The organism is Pseudomonas bharatica CSV86 (genome assembly GCF_000319305.2).
GTDB classification, from domain to species: Bacteria; Pseudomonadota; Gammaproteobacteria; order Pseudomonadales; family Pseudomonadaceae; genus Aquipseudomonas; species Aquipseudomonas bharatica.
In genome coordinates, this window is record NZ_AMWJ02000002.1 from 868707 (window position 1) to 883821 (window position 15115).

Sequence of the window (15115 nt, forward strand, 5' to 3'; positions counted from 1 at the left end):
GAGCTGGCTTGTCGGACCGCCGCACCGCAGCGATGAGGCCCTATCAGCCAGCAAACCTCTTGAGCCATGCCTGCATTTCAGCCCAGGCCAATTCCTGCAGCACCGCCCTGAACCTCACCCGCTCCCCGGGCAAGCACTGCGCCAGCCGCGCCAGTGCCAACGGCGTCAACGCCCCCAACCGCGGATACCCGCCAATCGTCTGCCGGTCGTTGAGCAACACGATCGGCTGCCCGTCCGGCGGCACCTGCACCGCGCCCAGCGGGATGCCCTCGGAGATCATCGGGCTGCCCTGATAACGCAAGGCCGGCCCAAGCAAGCGAATGCCCATGCGATCGCCGCGACTGTCCAGTTGCCACGGGCTGTTGAACGCATCGAACAGGCTTTGCCCGCTGAATTCGCCCAACTGCGCGCCCATCACCAGGTCCAGGCACGCCTCGCCTTCCAGCCCCGGACGCAGCAACTCGGGCACGCTCCCCCGCCCCGCCGCTGCCCCTGCAAAGCGCAACTCATCGCCCTTGACCAAGGCACGACCTGCGCCATCCGGCCCGCCCAGTTGCTCGCGAACCACGGTTGCGCAACTGCCCAGCACCTGGGGCGCATCGAAACCACCCGGCGCCGCCAGGTAGGCCCGGGCACCGAGCAACGGCTGGCTGAACTGCAAGCGCTGCCCCTGGCGCAATACAAAGCTGCGCCACGGTTTCAGCGGCTCGCCGTCGATCCGCGCGTTCAGGTCCGCGCCGGCCAGGGCCAGAACACAATCCGCGTCGGCCTCCACGGCAAAACCGCCCAGGGTGATTTCCACCACTGCCGCTTGCGCCGGGTTATCCAGCAGCCAGTTGGCCCAGCGCGCCGACACCCAGTCCAATGCGCCACCCTGGGTCACGCCAAGATGACGTACACCGAAACGGCCCTGGTCCTGAAGCTGACACAGGGGCGTGCTGGCCTCGATCCGCAGGTGGTTCATGGTTGTTCCTCCAGCGGCGAGTCGTCACCTCCCAGCCTGGTGAATTCATCCCGCCCGATAGCCACGAAACGTACCCGGTCGCCCGGCTGCAACAGGCTGTAGCCATCACGGTCACGGTCGAACAGCGCAGCGGGCGTACGCCCGATCAGGTTCCAGCCACCCGGCGACAAGGCCGGATAGGCTGCCGTCTGCCGCTCGGCAATTCCCACGCTGCCCGCCGCCACGCGCTTGCGCGGCGTCGCCAGGCGGGGCGAGGCCAGGGATTCCTCTACCAACCCCATGAAGGCGAAACCGGGGGCGAAACCAAGGGCAAACACCTGGTATTCACGCCCGGTATGCCGCCGGACGATCTCGCTTTGCGCAACGCCACAACGCGCCGCCAGCACCTTGAGTTCCGGGCCGACACTGGCGTCGTACCACACCGGAATGTCCATGCGCCGCCCTGCCCTGCCACTGTCCGGCTGCAGATCGCGCAACGCTTCGCCGATCAGGCTGCGCGCCTCGCCAGGTGAGCAATCGAACTGGATCATCAGCGTGGTGTAGGACGGTACCAGTTCCACCAGTCGCGTGCCGAACACCTGCCGCAGGCGCCGGCTGGCCGCCAGCATCCAGGGCATGTGGGCTTCGTCGATGGACTCGAACAGGCGCAGCATCAGGCAGTCGATGGCGACCGCTTCGATCCTTGGCTTCATGGGGTCTTCAGGGCATCCAGGGCCTGGCGGATCTGGCGCACGGCGGCCAGCGAGCTTTGGTTGTCGCCATGCACGCAGAGGGTCTGGGCGTGCAGCGTCACGGCGCTGCCGTCGATGGCGGTAAGCGGTTCGCCACGAGCCAGGCGCAGGGCCTGCTCGACGATCAGTGCCGGGTCGTGATGCACCGCCCCCGGCAGGCGGCGGGAAACCAGGTGGCCGTCAGCGTCGTAGGCTCTGTCGGCGAAGGCCTCGAACCACAGCGGCACACCGATTTCAGCGCCCAGGGCCCGGGCAACGGTATCGTCGGCAGTGGCCATCAGCATCAGCGGCAACGGCGGGTCATAGGCGGCCACGGCTTCGAGCACGGCGCGCAGCTTGCGGTGGTCGGCCATCATGTCGTTGTACAGCGCACCATGGGGTTTGACGTAGGACAAGTGCGTGCGCTGGACCCGGCAGATGCCGTCCAGCGCGCCGATCTGGTAGTGCAGCAGGTCGCGGATTTCCTCGTTGCTACAGGCCATGGAGCGGCGGCCGAAGCCGGCCAGGTCCTGATAGGACGGGTGGGCGCCGATCCGCACCTGGTGCTGCACCGCCAGGGCGACGGTCTGGCGCATGATCCCGGGATCGCCGGCATGGAAGCCGCAGGCGATATTGGCGCAATCGACGAAGGGCATGACCTCGGCGTCCAGACCCATGGTCCAGTTGCCAAAGCTCTCGCCCATATCGCAGTTCAATAGCAGACGGCTCATGGCGGGCTCCGTTGAAGAGATGAAGTTAACGCCAGCTTGGCTGCACGGCCTTGCGCCGACCACCCATGATCACCCAGCCGATCAGCAGCAGAATGCTCTCCACCACCAGGGCGAAGATCAGCGCACAGCCCACGCCCCAGGCCGCGGCCTCGGGCGTGAGCAGAATCTGGTAGCTGTAGCCCTTGAAGGTTTCCTCGCGGATCGCCGGGTCGGGCTGGGTCAGCACATGCCAGGTGCGGCTGGCCCAGCCGGCCTGCAACGCCTGCCATTCGCTTTCCAGCATGCGGTTGCGGGCGACCAGGCTGTCGATGCTCTCGGCATCGCTCTGGAACACCGGGTCGTCGCTGGCGCGGTAATGCCGCACCAGGGCCTGGAGATCACCGTTGAAGAAACGCTGGGCGGTCTGCTGGAAGCCCTTCAGGCCCTCGCGGGACTCCAGCACGTGGGCTTGCACGCGCTGGCTGTAGTCATTGACCAGGCCGGGCACCTGGACGCCCAGCAACAGACCACAGGTGAACAGGATCAACCGCAGGTAGCTTCTCAGCATTTGGCTCGTCCTTAGCGGGTCTGGCCCTTGGCGATGCATTCGCCCTTGCGCCACAGGCCCCATTGGCCGGGCTCGTAGCGGTTCCAGGTTTCGTTTTCGGTCAGCGCTTCGGTGGTGATGACCGTGACCACATCGTTGGGCGTGGTTTCGGCATGGAAGTCGACGATCATGTCCACGTCCTTGAGCCGCGCCGGGCCGAATGGCGCACGCCGGGTGATGTGCACCAGCTTGGTCGAACAGAAGCAGAACAGCCAGTCGCCATCGCTCAGCAGGCAGTTGAACACGCCCTTGCCACGGTATTCGGCACAGGCCTGCTCCAGCACCGGCAGCAGTTGCTCGACGTCCACCGGCTCGGGAAAGGCTTCACGGATGCGGTTGAGCAGGTCGCAGAAGGCCGCTTCGCTGTCGGTGTCGCCGATCGGCCGGTAGAAGCTGGTCAGGCCATTGAAATCGGCGAGCTGGCCGTTGTGCGCGAAGCACCAGTTGCGCCCCCACAGTTCGCGGACGAAGGGGTGGGTGTTGGACAGGCAGACCTTGCCGACGTTGGCCTGGCGGATATGGCCGATCACCACTTCGCTCTTGATCGGATAGCGCTGCACCAGGCTGGCGACTTCCGATTCGCAGCTTGCCGCCGGGTCCTGGAATACCCGCAGGCCGCGGCCTTCATAGAAACCGATGCCCCAGCCGTCACGGTGGGGGCCGGTACGGCCACCACGCTGCATCAGGCCGGTGAAGCTGAAAACGATGTCGGTAGGGACGTTGGCGCTCATGCCCAGGAGTTCACACATGCTCGGGCCTCCAGTTACAGACGTGGTTCGAGACGCTGGCGCGCCCCGCCCGGCGGCGCCTCGGGTGGCTCGTCGCGATAGCGCGCACGGCTATCGGCGGGCTCGGCCTGGATTTCCTCGGCCTCGCGCTTCTTCGCAGCTTCAACGCGTTCGCGGCGCGCCCGGGCGCGAGCCTCCAGGGGCATGCGGATGGCAACGAAGATCAGGTACAGGGCGAAGGCGATCATGCCGTACATCGCCAGGTCGGCGGCAGCGCGCCAGACGTTGTTGCCGACCTTGAAGGCCAGGTCCAGGGCGCTGATGGCGATGGCCGGGGCGAAGATGTCCTTGGCCGGATCGACGATGGTCGGGGTGAACAGCAGCACGGCCAGCAACACCCGCAGCGGCTCGCGCAGCCAGCGCCACATCCAGCCGGTCAGGCGAAAGCCCACCCACAGGCAACCCAGGGCGGCCAGGGCATACAGGCCCCAGGCGAACAGATAGTCGTTTTCGGTCATGGCGTCCGTGGTAGGTAGGCAAACAGGCGCTTATGATAGCGATTTTTCCGCGCGCAGGCGCCCCCCAGCCAAGGAACCGCATATGTCCTCTTCCGCCCGAGCCCTGTCCGCCCCGATCGCCCGCCGGGGCGAAGGCGCGGATCCCTATGCCTGGCTGCAGGAACGCGACGCTCCCGAGGTGATGGCCTACCTGGAGGCCGAGAACGCTTTCCAGGAGGCGCAACTCGCCGGCCAGGCCGGCTTGCGCGAAACCCTGTTCGAGGAAATCAAGGGCCGCATCCTCGAAACCGACCTGTCCCTGCCCTCGCCCTGGGGCCCTTATCTGTACTACACCCGCACCACCGCCGGCGACGAATACGCCCGACACTATCGCTGCCCACGCCCGGCCGATGATTCCAACACGGTGGACGAAAGCCGCGAGGAACTGCTGCTCGACCCCAACGCACTGGCTGCCGGCGGCTTCCTCAGCCTGGGCGCCTTCAACGTCAGCCCGGACCACCAGCGCCTGGCCTACAGCCTGGATACCAGCGGCGACGAGATCTACACCCTGTACGTCAAGGAGCTGGCCAGCGGCGCGATCAGCGAACTCCCGTTCGACGATTGCGACGGCAGCATGACCTGGGCCAACGACAGCCAGACCCTGTTCTTCACCGAGCTGGACGACACCCACCGGCCGTTCCGCCTGCACCGCCACCGCCTCGGCAGCGCCGAGGCCGAGCCGGTCTTCGAGGAAAACGACGGGCGCTTCTTCCTCCACTGCTACCGCTCGAGCTCCGAGCGCCAGTTGGTGCTGTCGCTCAACAGCAAGACCACCAGCGAAGCCTGGGTACTGGATGCCGACACCCCGGGCGGCACGTTCGCCTGCCTGGCGCCACGGGTCGAAGGCCATGAATACGACGCCGACCACGGCAAGCTCGACGGCGAATGGCGCTGGTTCGTGCGCAGCAACCAGGACGGCATCAACTTCGCCCTCTATCACGCTCCCGGTGACCGCGTGCCCACCCGCGACCTATGGCAGGTACTGGTGCCCCACAGCGACACGGTGATGATCGAGGGCCTGACCCTCAATGCCGGCGCCCTGACCCTGAGCCTGCGCGAGGGCGGCCTGCCGATCATCGAAGTGCGCCCTTGCGGGCTGCCGGCCTACCGGGTGCAACTGCCGGACGCTGCCTACAGTCTGTACGTACAGGACAGCCTGGAGTTCACCAGCACGCGCATTCGCCTGCGCTACGAAGCCCTGAACCGCCCGGCCCAGGTGCGCCAGCTGGACCTCGCCACTGGCGAACAGGTGGTACTCAAGCAAACGCCGGTGCTTGGCGAGTTCGATGCCGACGCCTATGTCAGCCAGCGCCTCTGGGCACAGGCCAGCGACGGCACGCGGGTGCCGATCAGCCTGGTCCAGCGTCGCAGCGACCTTGGCCAGCCGGTGCCGCTCTACCTGTACGGCTACGGCGCCTACGGCGAAAGCCTCGATCCGTGGTTCTCCCATGCCCGCCTGAGCCTGCTGGACCGCGGCGTGGCCTTTGCCATCGCCCACGTGCGTGGCGGCGGCGAGCTGGGCGAAGCCTGGTACCGCGCCGGCAAGCAGGAACACAAGGCCAACACCTTCAGCGACTTCATCGCCTGTGCCGAACACCTGATCGCGTCCGGCATCACCCGCGCCAGCCAGCTGGCGATCAGCGGCGGCAGCGCCGGCGGCCTGTTGATCGGCGCGGTGCTCAACCAGCGTCCCGAGCTGTTCAAGGTGGCGATTGCCGAGGTGCCGTTCGTCGACGTGCTCAATACCATGCTCGATCCGGACCTGCCGCTGACCGTCACCGAATACGACGAATGGGGCAATCCCCAGGAGCCGGAGGTTTACCAACGGATCAAGGCCTACGCGCCTTACGAAAACCTGAAGGCCCAGGCCTATCCGTCCTTGCTGGTGATCGCCGGCTATAACGATAGCCGCGTGCAGTATTGGGAAGCGGCCAAGTGGGTGGCGAAGCTGCGGGTCACCAAGACCGACGGCAATCCGCTGCTGCTCAAGACCGAGCTGGGCGCCGGCCATGGCGGCATGAGCGGGCGCTACCAGGGCCTGCGCGACGTGGCGCTGGAGTACGCCTTCGTGCTGGACGAGCTGGGTGTGGCGAGCGTCTAGTCCTTGGTCTTGTCCATAGTCTTGTCCGGCGTCGGCATCAGCCCCGGCAGCGGTTGATCCTTGGGCGGCGATGGCAATGGCATGGGCGGCAGCAACGGGCCGCCCGGCCTGCCGTCGCCGGCCTTCGGTGGCATCGATGGGGTGATTTGCGGATAGGGCGTGGGCGTCGCGGTACCCGGCGCCCCGGGCACCGGCGCGATCACGCGCGGTTGCAGGTCGTCGGCCTGGGCGGTGGCCAGGCTGGCGACGCAATACAGCAGGATGCTCGTCAGACGCATGCGGGGCTCCTGGTCGAGGTCATGCCATACAGACTACTCCGCCATGTAGCGGATTGCCTGCCCAGGAAGCGGTACTGGCGCTAAACTGACGGCGAAACCGTGCCAACCCAAGCCTGAACAGGTAAGAACATGACTGACGCCTCCTCCGCCGCTGCCACCGCGCGGCTCGACCGCATCCTCGCCGACGCCAAGCGCGACGATGAACGGGGCTACCGGCAGAAAGCCCTGCGCATGTACCCGCATGTCTGCGGCCGCTGCGCCCGGGAGTTCTCCGGCAAGCGCTTGAGCGAACTGACCGTGCATCACCGCGACCATAACCACGACAACAATCCCCAGGACGGCTCCAACTGGGAACTGCTGTGCCTGTACTGCCACGACAACGAGCATTCGCGCTATACCGACCAGCAGTACTTCAGCGAAGGCTCGCTGAGCACGCCGTCCATCGCCAAGGCCACGCACAACCCCTTCGCCGCCCTCGCCGGAATGCTCAACAAGAAGGACTGAAGTCGCAGCACGCCGCGCCGAGCCCGTATAATCGCGTCTTTTTTGCGAAGGGCCCGGCACGTGGCGAACAAAAGGTACAGCTGCATCGGCCTGTACAACCCCAAATCCCCTGAAAACGTCGGTTCGGTGATGCGCGCCGCCGGCTGCTATGGCGTGAACTCGGTGTTCTACACCGGCAAGCGCTACGAACGCGCTCGCGACTTCGTCACCGACACCAAGCGGGTTCACTACGACATCCCGCTGATCGGCATCGACGACCTGCAGAAGATCATTCCCCTGGGCTGTACCCCGGTGGCCGTGGAACTGGTGGAAGGCGCTCGGCCCCTGCCGGAATACACCCATCCGGACCGTGCCATCTACATCTTCGGCCCCGAGGACGGCAGCCTGGACGACGACGTCCGCGCCTGGTGCGAGGAGACCATCTACATCCCGACCAACGGTTGCATGAACCTGGCCGCCACGGTCAACGTCGTGCTTTACGACCGCATGGCCAAAGGGCTGAACACCCGCTCCGGGCCGCGCTTCAAGTAAGCGATTGAACGCCGGGCGCAAGCCGGCGGTCTGCTGACTATCACGTCACTCAAGAGGAGAAGCGCTCATGCGCCAGAAGCCAGAGATTCCGGCAACGCCCTTTCAGAGCAAACCCGAGCACAACGTCCAGGGCTGGGAGCGAGCGGGCTCGGTATTCACCGGGGTAGTGATGCTGGGCAAGGGCCTGCGTCGTGGCGGTCTGTTCGGGCTGGTCCAGATGGCCATTGGCGGCGCCGTGCTGGCCCGCGGGGTCACCGGGCATTGTTCGGCGAAAAGCCTGCTGGAGAAAGGACGCCAGGACCTGGACGGGATCCGGGCGAAGATCGAACGCACCGGAAGCGAGCTGAAGTCGTTGAAGGATGCGGCGGAGGCGGCGACCAAGAGTGCCACCGTGACCGGGAACGATTCGCTGGTCAGTCCAAAACCCTGAGATTTGCTGTGCTCTTCAGGGCCTCATCGCTGGCAAGCCAGCTCCCACAGGTTGAGTGCAGATCTTGAGATCACTGCAGCCCTGTGGGAGCTGGCTTGCCAGCGATAGGGCCCTGAAGGTCGGTCACTGAAGCAGCGGAGTGCGCAAAACCTCCGACTCCCGCCCCATTACACTCTCGGCCAACTGCACGAACTCCGCCGTACTCACGCTGTTCATCCGCATCAATGCCCGCACCAGATCGTCCAGCGACTGCTTGTTGTGAGTATGAACACGGATTTCCCGATCCAGCGCCTGCAACAGCAACACCGCGCGGGCGATGGTCGCTCCGCTGGCCTGCTCGCCGCGCAGGCTGGTCACCGCCTTGCCTTCCTTGTTCAGGCGCTTCTGCAATGCCTGGTAGCGGTCATCACTGATGCCACCGGCCCGGCGCAGCAGCTCGGTAGCGTAGTACTCCGCCAGCCCCTCGCCGATCCAGTCGCTGCCTTCACGGTCGTTGATCCGCGCAAACACCCGCACCAGCTCGCGCAACAACGGGCTGCTGCCGTTTTCGCTGACCAGCGCGCTGGCACTGTTGAGGTAGATGGAGTCGTGCGCAGCCCGTGCGCCTCGCCATAGATGTTCACGGGCGCCGACCAGCAGCAGTTTCGCTGGATTGCGCGGGAACACCGCCTGGTACTGCGGCCAGACGAAGGTCAGCAAGGTCAATGCATCCATGCGGCGCTGCCCCTGCCCGACCGGACCGGCCACGCTGACCTCGGTCTCGCCCAGGCGGGCACGTCGCACACCTACCGTACCGGCGAGCATCCAGCCGGTCGGACGGTCGAACAGGCGCGAAACGTTGTCGATGCGAAAACGCTGCTTGCCAATCCGCGGCCATGCCGTCTCGATGCTGTTCCAGCCGGCAGGCAGATCGACGCTCAGGCGAGCCACCAGTTCGGTGCCATCCTGCTGGTCGAGACGCGCTGGCGGCACCAGGTCATCACCGCGGAACAGCGCCCAGTTCGCCGCGATACGGCTGTCGTAGCTGCCGTTCTTCAGCTTGTGATCAAGCCGTACCTTGTAGCTCAGGCTGGACTTGCCCGGTGCCGGCTGCCAGACCCCACGTTGGCGGTCCGCCGCCGGTAGCCACGGACCGTCGGCCTTGAAATCGCTATACAGGCCTTCCCTGCCCAGGTCGAAATCCAGGCTGCGCACCTGGGCGCCATCGGCCAGGGTCAGGCGCACTTCGGCCTGGCCGCTCTGGGGCAGCAGGCGCACGTGGTAATCCAGATCGACTTTCCTGGCCCAGGCGGCATCGCTCGCCAGCAGCAACAGGACCCACGCCAGAGGGTGACGCACAGGCATTGCCCGACTCCTTGCACGAACGCGAAACGCGCCAGCTTAGCTGGCGCGGAATATCAGATAGTCTTCCCAGTCATCTTCGGCGACGCTGTTCTCGCTGAGCATGCGCCCCGCCTGCGAAATGCGCTGCTTGTGCACCTGCTCGCGGTCGCCGCAGACCAGGTGGTGCCAGTCCGGCAGGTCCTTGCCCTCGCTGACCAGGCGATAACCGCAGGTGGGCGGCAGCCATTTGAACTGGTCGGCCTTGCCCGGGGTGAGCTGGATACAGTCGGGCACGTGCTCGAAGCGGTTCGGGTAGTCGCTGCAGCGGCAGGTGTTCAGGTCCAGCAATTTGCAGGCGATGCGCGTGTAGTAGACGCTGTTGTCGTCTTCGTCTTCGAGCTTTTGCAGGCAGCACAGGCCGCAACCGTCGCACAGCGACTCCCATTCGGCGGCGTCGAGCTGATCGAGGGTTTTGCGGGTCCAGAACGGCGCGGAGCTTGCCTGCATGTTGCGATGATCCTGTTTCAAAATTCTTCGGCCCTGCGGGGCGGCGCCAGTCTAGGACGTGCGTTGCGCCTTTGCCAGACCGCTTGTCAGGGTGTGGCCGACAGTTGTAGTTTTGCAAACCATTTCAGTTCTCGCCCCTGTCCAGGAATCCGTCATGAGCGCCAACCCTCGTATCGCTGACTATGCCATCCATGAACAGTTCATCCAGCGCTGGTCGCCCCGAGCCTTCACCGGCGAGCCGATTTCCGAAGAAACCCTGCTGAGTTTCCTCGAGGCCGCGCGCTGGGCGCCTTCGGCCTACAACTCGCAACCCTGGCGCTTCCTCTACGCCCGCCGCGATACGCCGAACTGGGAGCGTTACCTGGGCCTGCTCAACGAATTCAACCGCAGCTGGGCGCAGCATGCGTCGGCACTGGTGATCGTGATCTCCAAGACCACCTTCACCGCACCGGGCGCCAGCGAAGAGACGCCGGCCCTGTGGCACACCTTCGACACCGGTTCGGCCTGGGGGCACCTGGCGCTGCAAGCGAGCATCAGCGGCTGGCACACCCACGGCATGGCCGGCTTCGATCAGGAACTGACCCGCAAGGAGCTGAAGATTCCCGAAGGCTACGACCTGCACGCCGCAGTGGCGATCGGCAAGCTGGGTGACAAGGCGACCCTGGCCGAGTACCTGCAGGCTCGTGAAGTACCGAGCCCGCGCCGGCCGCTGAACGAGCTGGCGGCCGAGGGTGACTTCACCCTGTAAGCCTTATGGCCTAATCGCCGGCAACGCCGGCTCCCACAGGTATCGAGTACACCACCGAACCTTGTGGGAGCCGGCGTTGCCGGCGATAGCGGTCTCAATAGCCCCGCGAAAAATCGACCTTTCCGCGCAATCCGTCGCCCCGCTGATAAGCCCCCAGGTTCTCAACGAACAACCGCACCATCGCCGCCGGCGAGGTCGGCGCCGAGCTATGCCCGGTCAGCAGCAGCCCTAGCGCGGTCCAGAACGGATGATTGCGCGGCAACGGCTCCTGGCGGCACACATCGATCACCGCCCCGGCCAGATGGCCCTTGGTCAGCGCCTCTACCAGGTCGCCATCGACCACTGCCACACCGCGCCCGGCGTTAATGAACAACGCGTCCGGGTTGAAGCGCTGGAACAGCGCAGCGTCATAGATATCGCGGGTCGCCGGGGTATCCGGCAGCAGGTTGACCACATAGTCCACCTGCCCCACCAGCCGGCCGATCTCGTCCAGCCCGGCCACTTCGATGAAGGGCTCGAGCGGGCGGGGCGAACGGGCGATGCCATACAGCTTGCAGCCGAACGGCACGAGGAAACGCGCCACCTCGCAACCGATGTCACCGGTCCCGACGATCAGCACCCGACGCCCGTCCAGGCTGCGTCCCGGACGCCCGTCCCACTTGCGCTCGACCTGGCTCATCAGGCGGGTCAGCACTTCACGCTCGTGACCGAGCATGTAGGTCAGCACGTACTCGGCCATGACCTGGCCGAAGATACCCACGGCCCGGGTCAGCCGGTATTCGCGGGGCAGGCCCTCGGCCAGCAGCGGCGTGATGCCGGCCCAGGTCGACTGCACCCAGCCAGGGCGGTGCCCCTGGCGCAGCAGGGACGCCAGCAGGTCGGGCTGGCCCAGCCAGACCGGGCACTGCGCTGCCTGCGCCGACAATTCGGCGGAATCACCGCTGGTGAGCACTTCGAGTTCGGGCAATGCCTCGCGCAGCAGACGGGCATAGAGAGCGTGATCCTGTTCGGCGATCAGAACGCGCATATCGATTACAACCTTGCAGAACGGCGGGAGGGCCGGTCGGGACCGGCCCCGTCAGGGCGGGATCAGACCGGATCGTTGCGACGCAGCAATTCGTCCGGCAGGTGCTCGATGTATTCCTCTTCGGCAGGCGGCATCTGCAGGTGGAAGCCCTGGCTATCGAGGTTTTCCAGGACCTTGGCGATGTCCTCGCTGGCCAGGGTGCGCTCCGGGGTCAGCACGACGTCGAAGGCATGCTGCGGCGTGCCGAACAGCGGCAACAGGGCGTCCGGCACCCGGTTCAGGCCATCGGCCTTGAGCAGGTAAAGGTACATGCCCGGCTTGCGCGGGCTGCGGTAGATCGAACAGATACGTTTCAAGCGGATTCTCCGGCATCGGCCAGGCAGTCGAGGAGGGCCTGGCCCATCCGCTCGCGGCGCCAGCCGCGCAGCGAGTCGGGCAATTGGTACGGTCCGTCGGGGTAGCCGCTCTTGAGCAGCGCCTCGAGGGTTTTCTTGCGCAGCATCAGCTCGGGCGCGATGTTCAGGCGTTCACCCTCGGCCTGGCCGATGGCGCGCAGTTTCTTCAGCAGCGCGGCGGCTTCGATCGGCAGCGGCTCGGGCACTGCCGGCGGCCATTCTTCCGGCGGCAGGTTGCCCGTGCGCTTGATCAGGTCGAGCAGGAACTCGCCATCCTGGCGGATGGTGCGCGGGTGCATGTCTTCGATACGGGCCAGGGCTACCAGGTTGTCCGGCTGGGTCCGGGCGATCGGCCACATGGCATGCTCGCGCAGGATGCGGTTGCGCGGCACGTCGCGCTCGCGGGCTTCCAGTTCGCGCCAGGCGCACAGCTCGCGCAGCACGGCAAGCTGGGCCCGGGACAGCTTCCAGGCCAGCTTGGCGTCGCGGTACAGCTCGTAGGGGTCGATTTCCCGGCACAGTTGAATCACCAGCTCGGCGCCGTCCTCCAGCACCCAGGCATTCTTGTCGTCGCTCAGTTGCGGGCGCAGGCGCTCGTACAACTCGGCCAGGTGCACGGCGTCTTCCGCAGCGTAGCTGACCTGGGTTTGCGAAAGCGGGCGTTGCAGCCAGTCGGAACGGGTCTCGCCCTTCGGCAGTTCGATGCCCAGGACTTCCTGGACCAGGCGCGAGTAGCCCATAGAAAAGCCGAGGTTGAGATAGCCGGCCGCCAGTTGCGTGTCGAACAGCGGCACCGGCAGGCTGCCGGTCAGGCGGGCAAGGACTTCGAGGTCTTCGCTGCAGGCATGCAGGACCTTGGTCACGCCCTGGTCTTCGAGCAGGCCGGCCAGGGGCTGCCAGTCGTTGATCAGCAGCGGATCGATCAGGAAGGCACGCTGGCCATCGCCGACCTGGATCAAACCGGCTTTGGGATAGAAGGTGTCGACCCGCATGAACTCGGTGTCGAGGGCCACGAAGGGCAGTTGACGCCATTGCCGGCAATGTTCCGCCAGGGCGCTGTCGTCGGTAATCCAGTGAATTTCGATGGCCACAAGGCTCTCCCACATACAATGGCGCGCAGTATATACGGCACGGGCCACCGCCGGGAAACCGCTCGACGGTAGCCTTTCCAGAGTAGGCGGCGAGCCCGTGCCGCGCTTTTACAGTGATGCCTGGGCCGGACGGCAGCCGGCGAACAGGTCCAGCTGCGGGTTGTACAGCGACGTCCGCACCTGCAGCAGGCCGAGCATGGAGTGGAACAGGTTGTCCTGGCTCAGCGGCCGGTCGCGGCCCTGTTGCAGGCAGTCGGTATCGACGCCGAAGCTCTTGCGGTAGTTATCCGAGAACCAGGCCAGCATCGGCACGTGCTTTTGCTGCTCGGGGGCCAGCATGTAGGGCGTGCCGTGGAGGAACAGGTTGTACTCGCCCAGGGATTCGCCGTGGTCGGAGAGGTAGATCATCGCCGTATCGACCTGGTCCTGCTTGCTGCGCAGCACATCGATCAGCGAGGCCAGCACGTGGTCGGTGTACAGCAAGGTGTTGTCATAGCCGTTGACGATGCTCTGGCGGTCGCACTGGTTCAGGGCGTTGCTGCGGCAAACCGGGGTGAAGCGCTCGAACGACGCCGGGTAGCGCTTGTAGTAATCCGGACCGTGACTGCCCATCTGGTGCAGGACCAGCACGGTGTCCTGCTTGAGATCATCGATACGCGCGGCGAGGTCCTTGAGCAGGATTTCGTCGTGGCATTCGTTGTCAGCGCACAGGGCCGGGTCCTTCAGGTTGCTGACGTCCTCGACGTGCACGCGGTCGCAGGTGCCCTTGCAGCCCGACTGGTTGTCGCGCCATTCCACCACCAGGCCGGCACGCTGCAGCATGTCGAGCAGGCCTTCCTGGTTCTTCGCCCTGGCCGCGTCGTAGTCCTTGCGGGTCATGCCGGAGAACATGCAGGGCACGGAGACCGCGGTTTCGGTGCCGCAGGAGGTGACATTGCTGAAGCTCAGCAAGCCCTGCTCCTTGCTCAGTTGCGGCGTGGTATCGCGGTTGTAGCCCAGCAGTCCGAAGTTCTCGGCGCGGGCACTCTCGCCCACCACCAGTACCGTCAGGGATTTGCGCGGGTGGCCGGCCCAGGCCGGGGCCAGCGTGGCATCCTCGCCGATCTTGCGGAACGGCTGCGAGGCGACCCCGACCTTTTCCCGGGCATAGTTCACCGAGGCGCCGATGTAGTTGCTCGGCACGATCATCAGGCGCAGCTCATGGTGATTGCGAAACAGCGAGGCCAGCCCCTGGTAATTGACCATGGCCACGGCAGCCAGCAACGCCGCACTGGCCAGCACGACCAGGAGCTTCTGCAACAGCTCGCGCGGCAGGCTGCGGAAGCGGATCGGCGTCTTCAGCAGGATGAAGGTCGGTATTACCCCGAGCAGCAGGATATGAACGAACAACTTCAGCGACAGCAAGTCACGCACTTCCGTGACATTGGTTTCCACGGTATTGCGCAACATGCCGATATCGATCAGCACGCCGTACTGGCTCATGAAATAGGCGACGCCGGCACTGATGATGAACAACGCGGCCAATACCGGTTTAAGAACTTTGCGAAACGCCAGCAGGGTCAGCACGATATTGAAGGCGCACAGCAGCAGCACGCCGAAAGCCAGGCGCAGCAGCACGGCATGGGCGTCCCCCTGCAATACCGTGGAAATGTGCTCCCAGAGTACCGAGTTGAAGCCGATCAACAGGTAGGCGCTGGCCAGCAGCGTCACCCATTCGGGACGCAACGACTTGAGTTTCAGCATGACGATTCGCTTATAAAAAGATCCATCCGCTGATGTCTTTGCGACATCAGGTTGTTCGCGGGGTGGACTTTAAGCAGCCGTTCATCAATTTTCCGTGAAAAAAACGCCAACAAACGATGGCCGGGAATGAACTTTTATTAATCCGGAATAGGTGATCAAGC

The 15115-nt window shown here is 65.2% G+C and carries 18 protein-coding genes; 5 read left to right on the forward strand and 13 right to left on the reverse strand.

Annotated features, from left to right (window positions below; genetic code table 11):
• Window positions 1–43 precede the first annotated feature (43 nt).
• The 6 genes from CSV86_RS17665 to CSV86_RS17690 are packed head-to-tail and all read right to left on the reverse strand — an operon-like array spanning window position 44 to window position 4237.
• Entirely contained in the window at window positions 44–964 is a 921-nt protein-coding gene (locus CSV86_RS17665) for a 5-oxoprolinase subunit C family protein (RefSeq protein WP_009399563.1), read from the reverse strand.
• The gene (gene pxpB, locus CSV86_RS17670) at window positions 961–1656 is read right to left on the reverse strand and encodes a 5-oxoprolinase subunit PxpB (RefSeq protein ID WP_009399564.1); all 696 of its coding nucleotides are present in this window, start codon (window positions 1654–1656) and stop codon (window positions 961–963) included. The genes CSV86_RS17665 and pxpB overlap by 4 nt, the downstream gene beginning before the upstream one ends.
• Entirely contained in the window at window positions 1653–2405 is a 753-nt protein-coding gene (locus CSV86_RS17675; RefSeq protein ID WP_009399565.1) for a 5-oxoprolinase subunit PxpA, read from the reverse strand. Before CSV86_RS17675 ends, pxpB begins: the two co-directional genes overlap by 4 nt.
• 25 nt (window positions 2406–2430) lie before the next feature.
• Complete coding sequence (locus CSV86_RS17680) at window positions 2431–2952, reverse strand: DUF2937 family protein (protein WP_009399566.1); 522 nt, start codon at window positions 2950–2952, stop codon at window positions 2431–2433.
• Window positions 2953–2963: 11 nt separating this feature from the next.
• Window positions 2964–3740 carry a class II glutamine amidotransferase gene (locus tag CSV86_RS17685; protein WP_009399567.1) on the reverse strand — a complete coding sequence of 259 codons (777 nt, stop codon included), beginning with the start codon at window positions 3738–3740 and terminating at the stop codon, window positions 2964–2966.
• 14 nt (window positions 3741–3754) lie between these two features.
• Entirely contained in the window at window positions 3755–4237 is a 483-nt protein-coding gene (locus CSV86_RS17690) for a hypothetical protein (protein ID WP_009399568.1), read from the reverse strand.
• An 82-nt stretch (window positions 4238–4319) separates the two neighbouring features.
• Here CSV86_RS17690 and CSV86_RS17695 point away from each other — a divergent pair, with 82 nt between their 5' ends.
• On the forward strand, window positions 4320–6377 hold the full coding sequence (locus CSV86_RS17695; protein ID WP_009399569.1) for a S9 family peptidase: 2058 nt from the start codon (window positions 4320–4322) through the stop codon (window positions 6375–6377).
• Here the strand turns inward: CSV86_RS17695 and CSV86_RS17700 are convergent.
• On the reverse strand, window positions 6374–6655 hold the full coding sequence (locus CSV86_RS17700) for a hypothetical protein (RefSeq protein WP_009399570.1): 282 nt from the start codon (window positions 6653–6655) through the stop codon (window positions 6374–6376). The genes CSV86_RS17695 and CSV86_RS17700 overlap by 4 nt on opposite strands.
• 129 nt (window positions 6656–6784) lie before the next feature.
• Here CSV86_RS17700 and CSV86_RS17705 point away from each other — a divergent pair, with 129 nt between their 5' ends.
• The 3 genes from CSV86_RS17705 (at window position 6785) to CSV86_RS17715 (ending at window position 8120) form a co-directional block, all read left to right on the forward strand.
• Complete coding sequence (locus CSV86_RS17705) at window positions 6785–7159, forward strand: YajD family HNH nuclease (protein WP_009399571.1); 375 nt, start codon at window positions 6785–6787, stop codon at window positions 7157–7159.
• Window positions 7160–7219: 60 nt separating this feature from the next.
• Window positions 7220–7690 carry an RNA methyltransferase gene (locus tag CSV86_RS17710; RefSeq protein WP_009399572.1) on the forward strand — a complete coding sequence of 157 codons (471 nt, stop codon included), beginning with the start codon at window positions 7220–7222 and terminating at the stop codon, window positions 7688–7690.
• A 67-nt stretch (window positions 7691–7757) separates the two neighbouring features.
• The gene (locus CSV86_RS17715) at window positions 7758–8120 is read left to right on the forward strand and encodes a YgaP family membrane protein (protein ID WP_009399573.1); all 363 of its coding nucleotides are present in this window, start codon (window positions 7758–7760) and stop codon (window positions 8118–8120) included.
• A 123-nt stretch (window positions 8121–8243) separates the two neighbouring features.
• Here CSV86_RS17715 and CSV86_RS17720 read toward each other — a convergent pair whose 3' ends face one another.
• Window positions 8244–9464, reverse strand: coding sequence for a hypothetical protein (locus CSV86_RS17720; RefSeq protein ID WP_009399574.1), 1221 nt, complete (start codon window positions 9462–9464; stop codon window positions 8244–8246).
• Between the two features lie 36 nt (window positions 9465–9500).
• Window positions 9501–9950, reverse strand: coding sequence for a YcgN family cysteine cluster protein (locus CSV86_RS17725; protein ID WP_009399575.1), 450 nt, complete (start codon window positions 9948–9950; stop codon window positions 9501–9503).
• Between the two features lie 154 nt (window positions 9951–10104).
• On the opposite strand from CSV86_RS17725, the gene CSV86_RS17730 reads away from it, so the two are divergent.
• A complete protein-coding gene (locus tag CSV86_RS17730; RefSeq protein ID WP_009399576.1) occupies window positions 10105–10698 on the forward strand; it encodes a nitroreductase family protein in 594 nt (197 codons plus the stop codon).
• A 94-nt stretch (window positions 10699–10792) separates the two neighbouring features.
• Here CSV86_RS17730 and CSV86_RS17735 read toward each other — a convergent pair whose 3' ends face one another.
• The 4 genes from CSV86_RS17735 to CSV86_RS17750 all read right to left on the reverse strand — a co-directional run bounded on the left by CSV86_RS17735 (window position 10793) and on the right by CSV86_RS17750 (window position 14954).
• Entirely contained in the window at window positions 10793–11725 is a 933-nt protein-coding gene (locus tag CSV86_RS17735; RefSeq protein ID WP_009399577.1) for a D-2-hydroxyacid dehydrogenase, read from the reverse strand.
• Window positions 11726–11787: 62 nt separating this feature from the next.
• On the reverse strand, window positions 11788–12081 hold the full coding sequence (locus tag CSV86_RS17740; protein WP_009399578.1) for a YcgL domain-containing protein: 294 nt from the start codon (window positions 12079–12081) through the stop codon (window positions 11788–11790).
• Window positions 12078–13211 (reverse strand): ribonuclease D, encoded by a 1134-nt coding sequence (rnd, locus tag CSV86_RS17745; protein WP_009399579.1) that lies wholly within the window; start codon window positions 13209–13211, stop codon window positions 12078–12080. Before rnd ends, CSV86_RS17740 begins: the two co-directional genes overlap by 4 nt.
• Window positions 13212–13319: 108 nt before the next feature.
• Window positions 13320–14954 carry a phosphoethanolamine transferase gene (locus CSV86_RS17750; protein ID WP_009399580.1) on the reverse strand — a complete coding sequence of 545 codons (1635 nt, stop codon included), beginning with the start codon at window positions 14952–14954 and terminating at the stop codon, window positions 13320–13322.
• Window positions 14955–15115 lie beyond the last annotated feature (161 nt).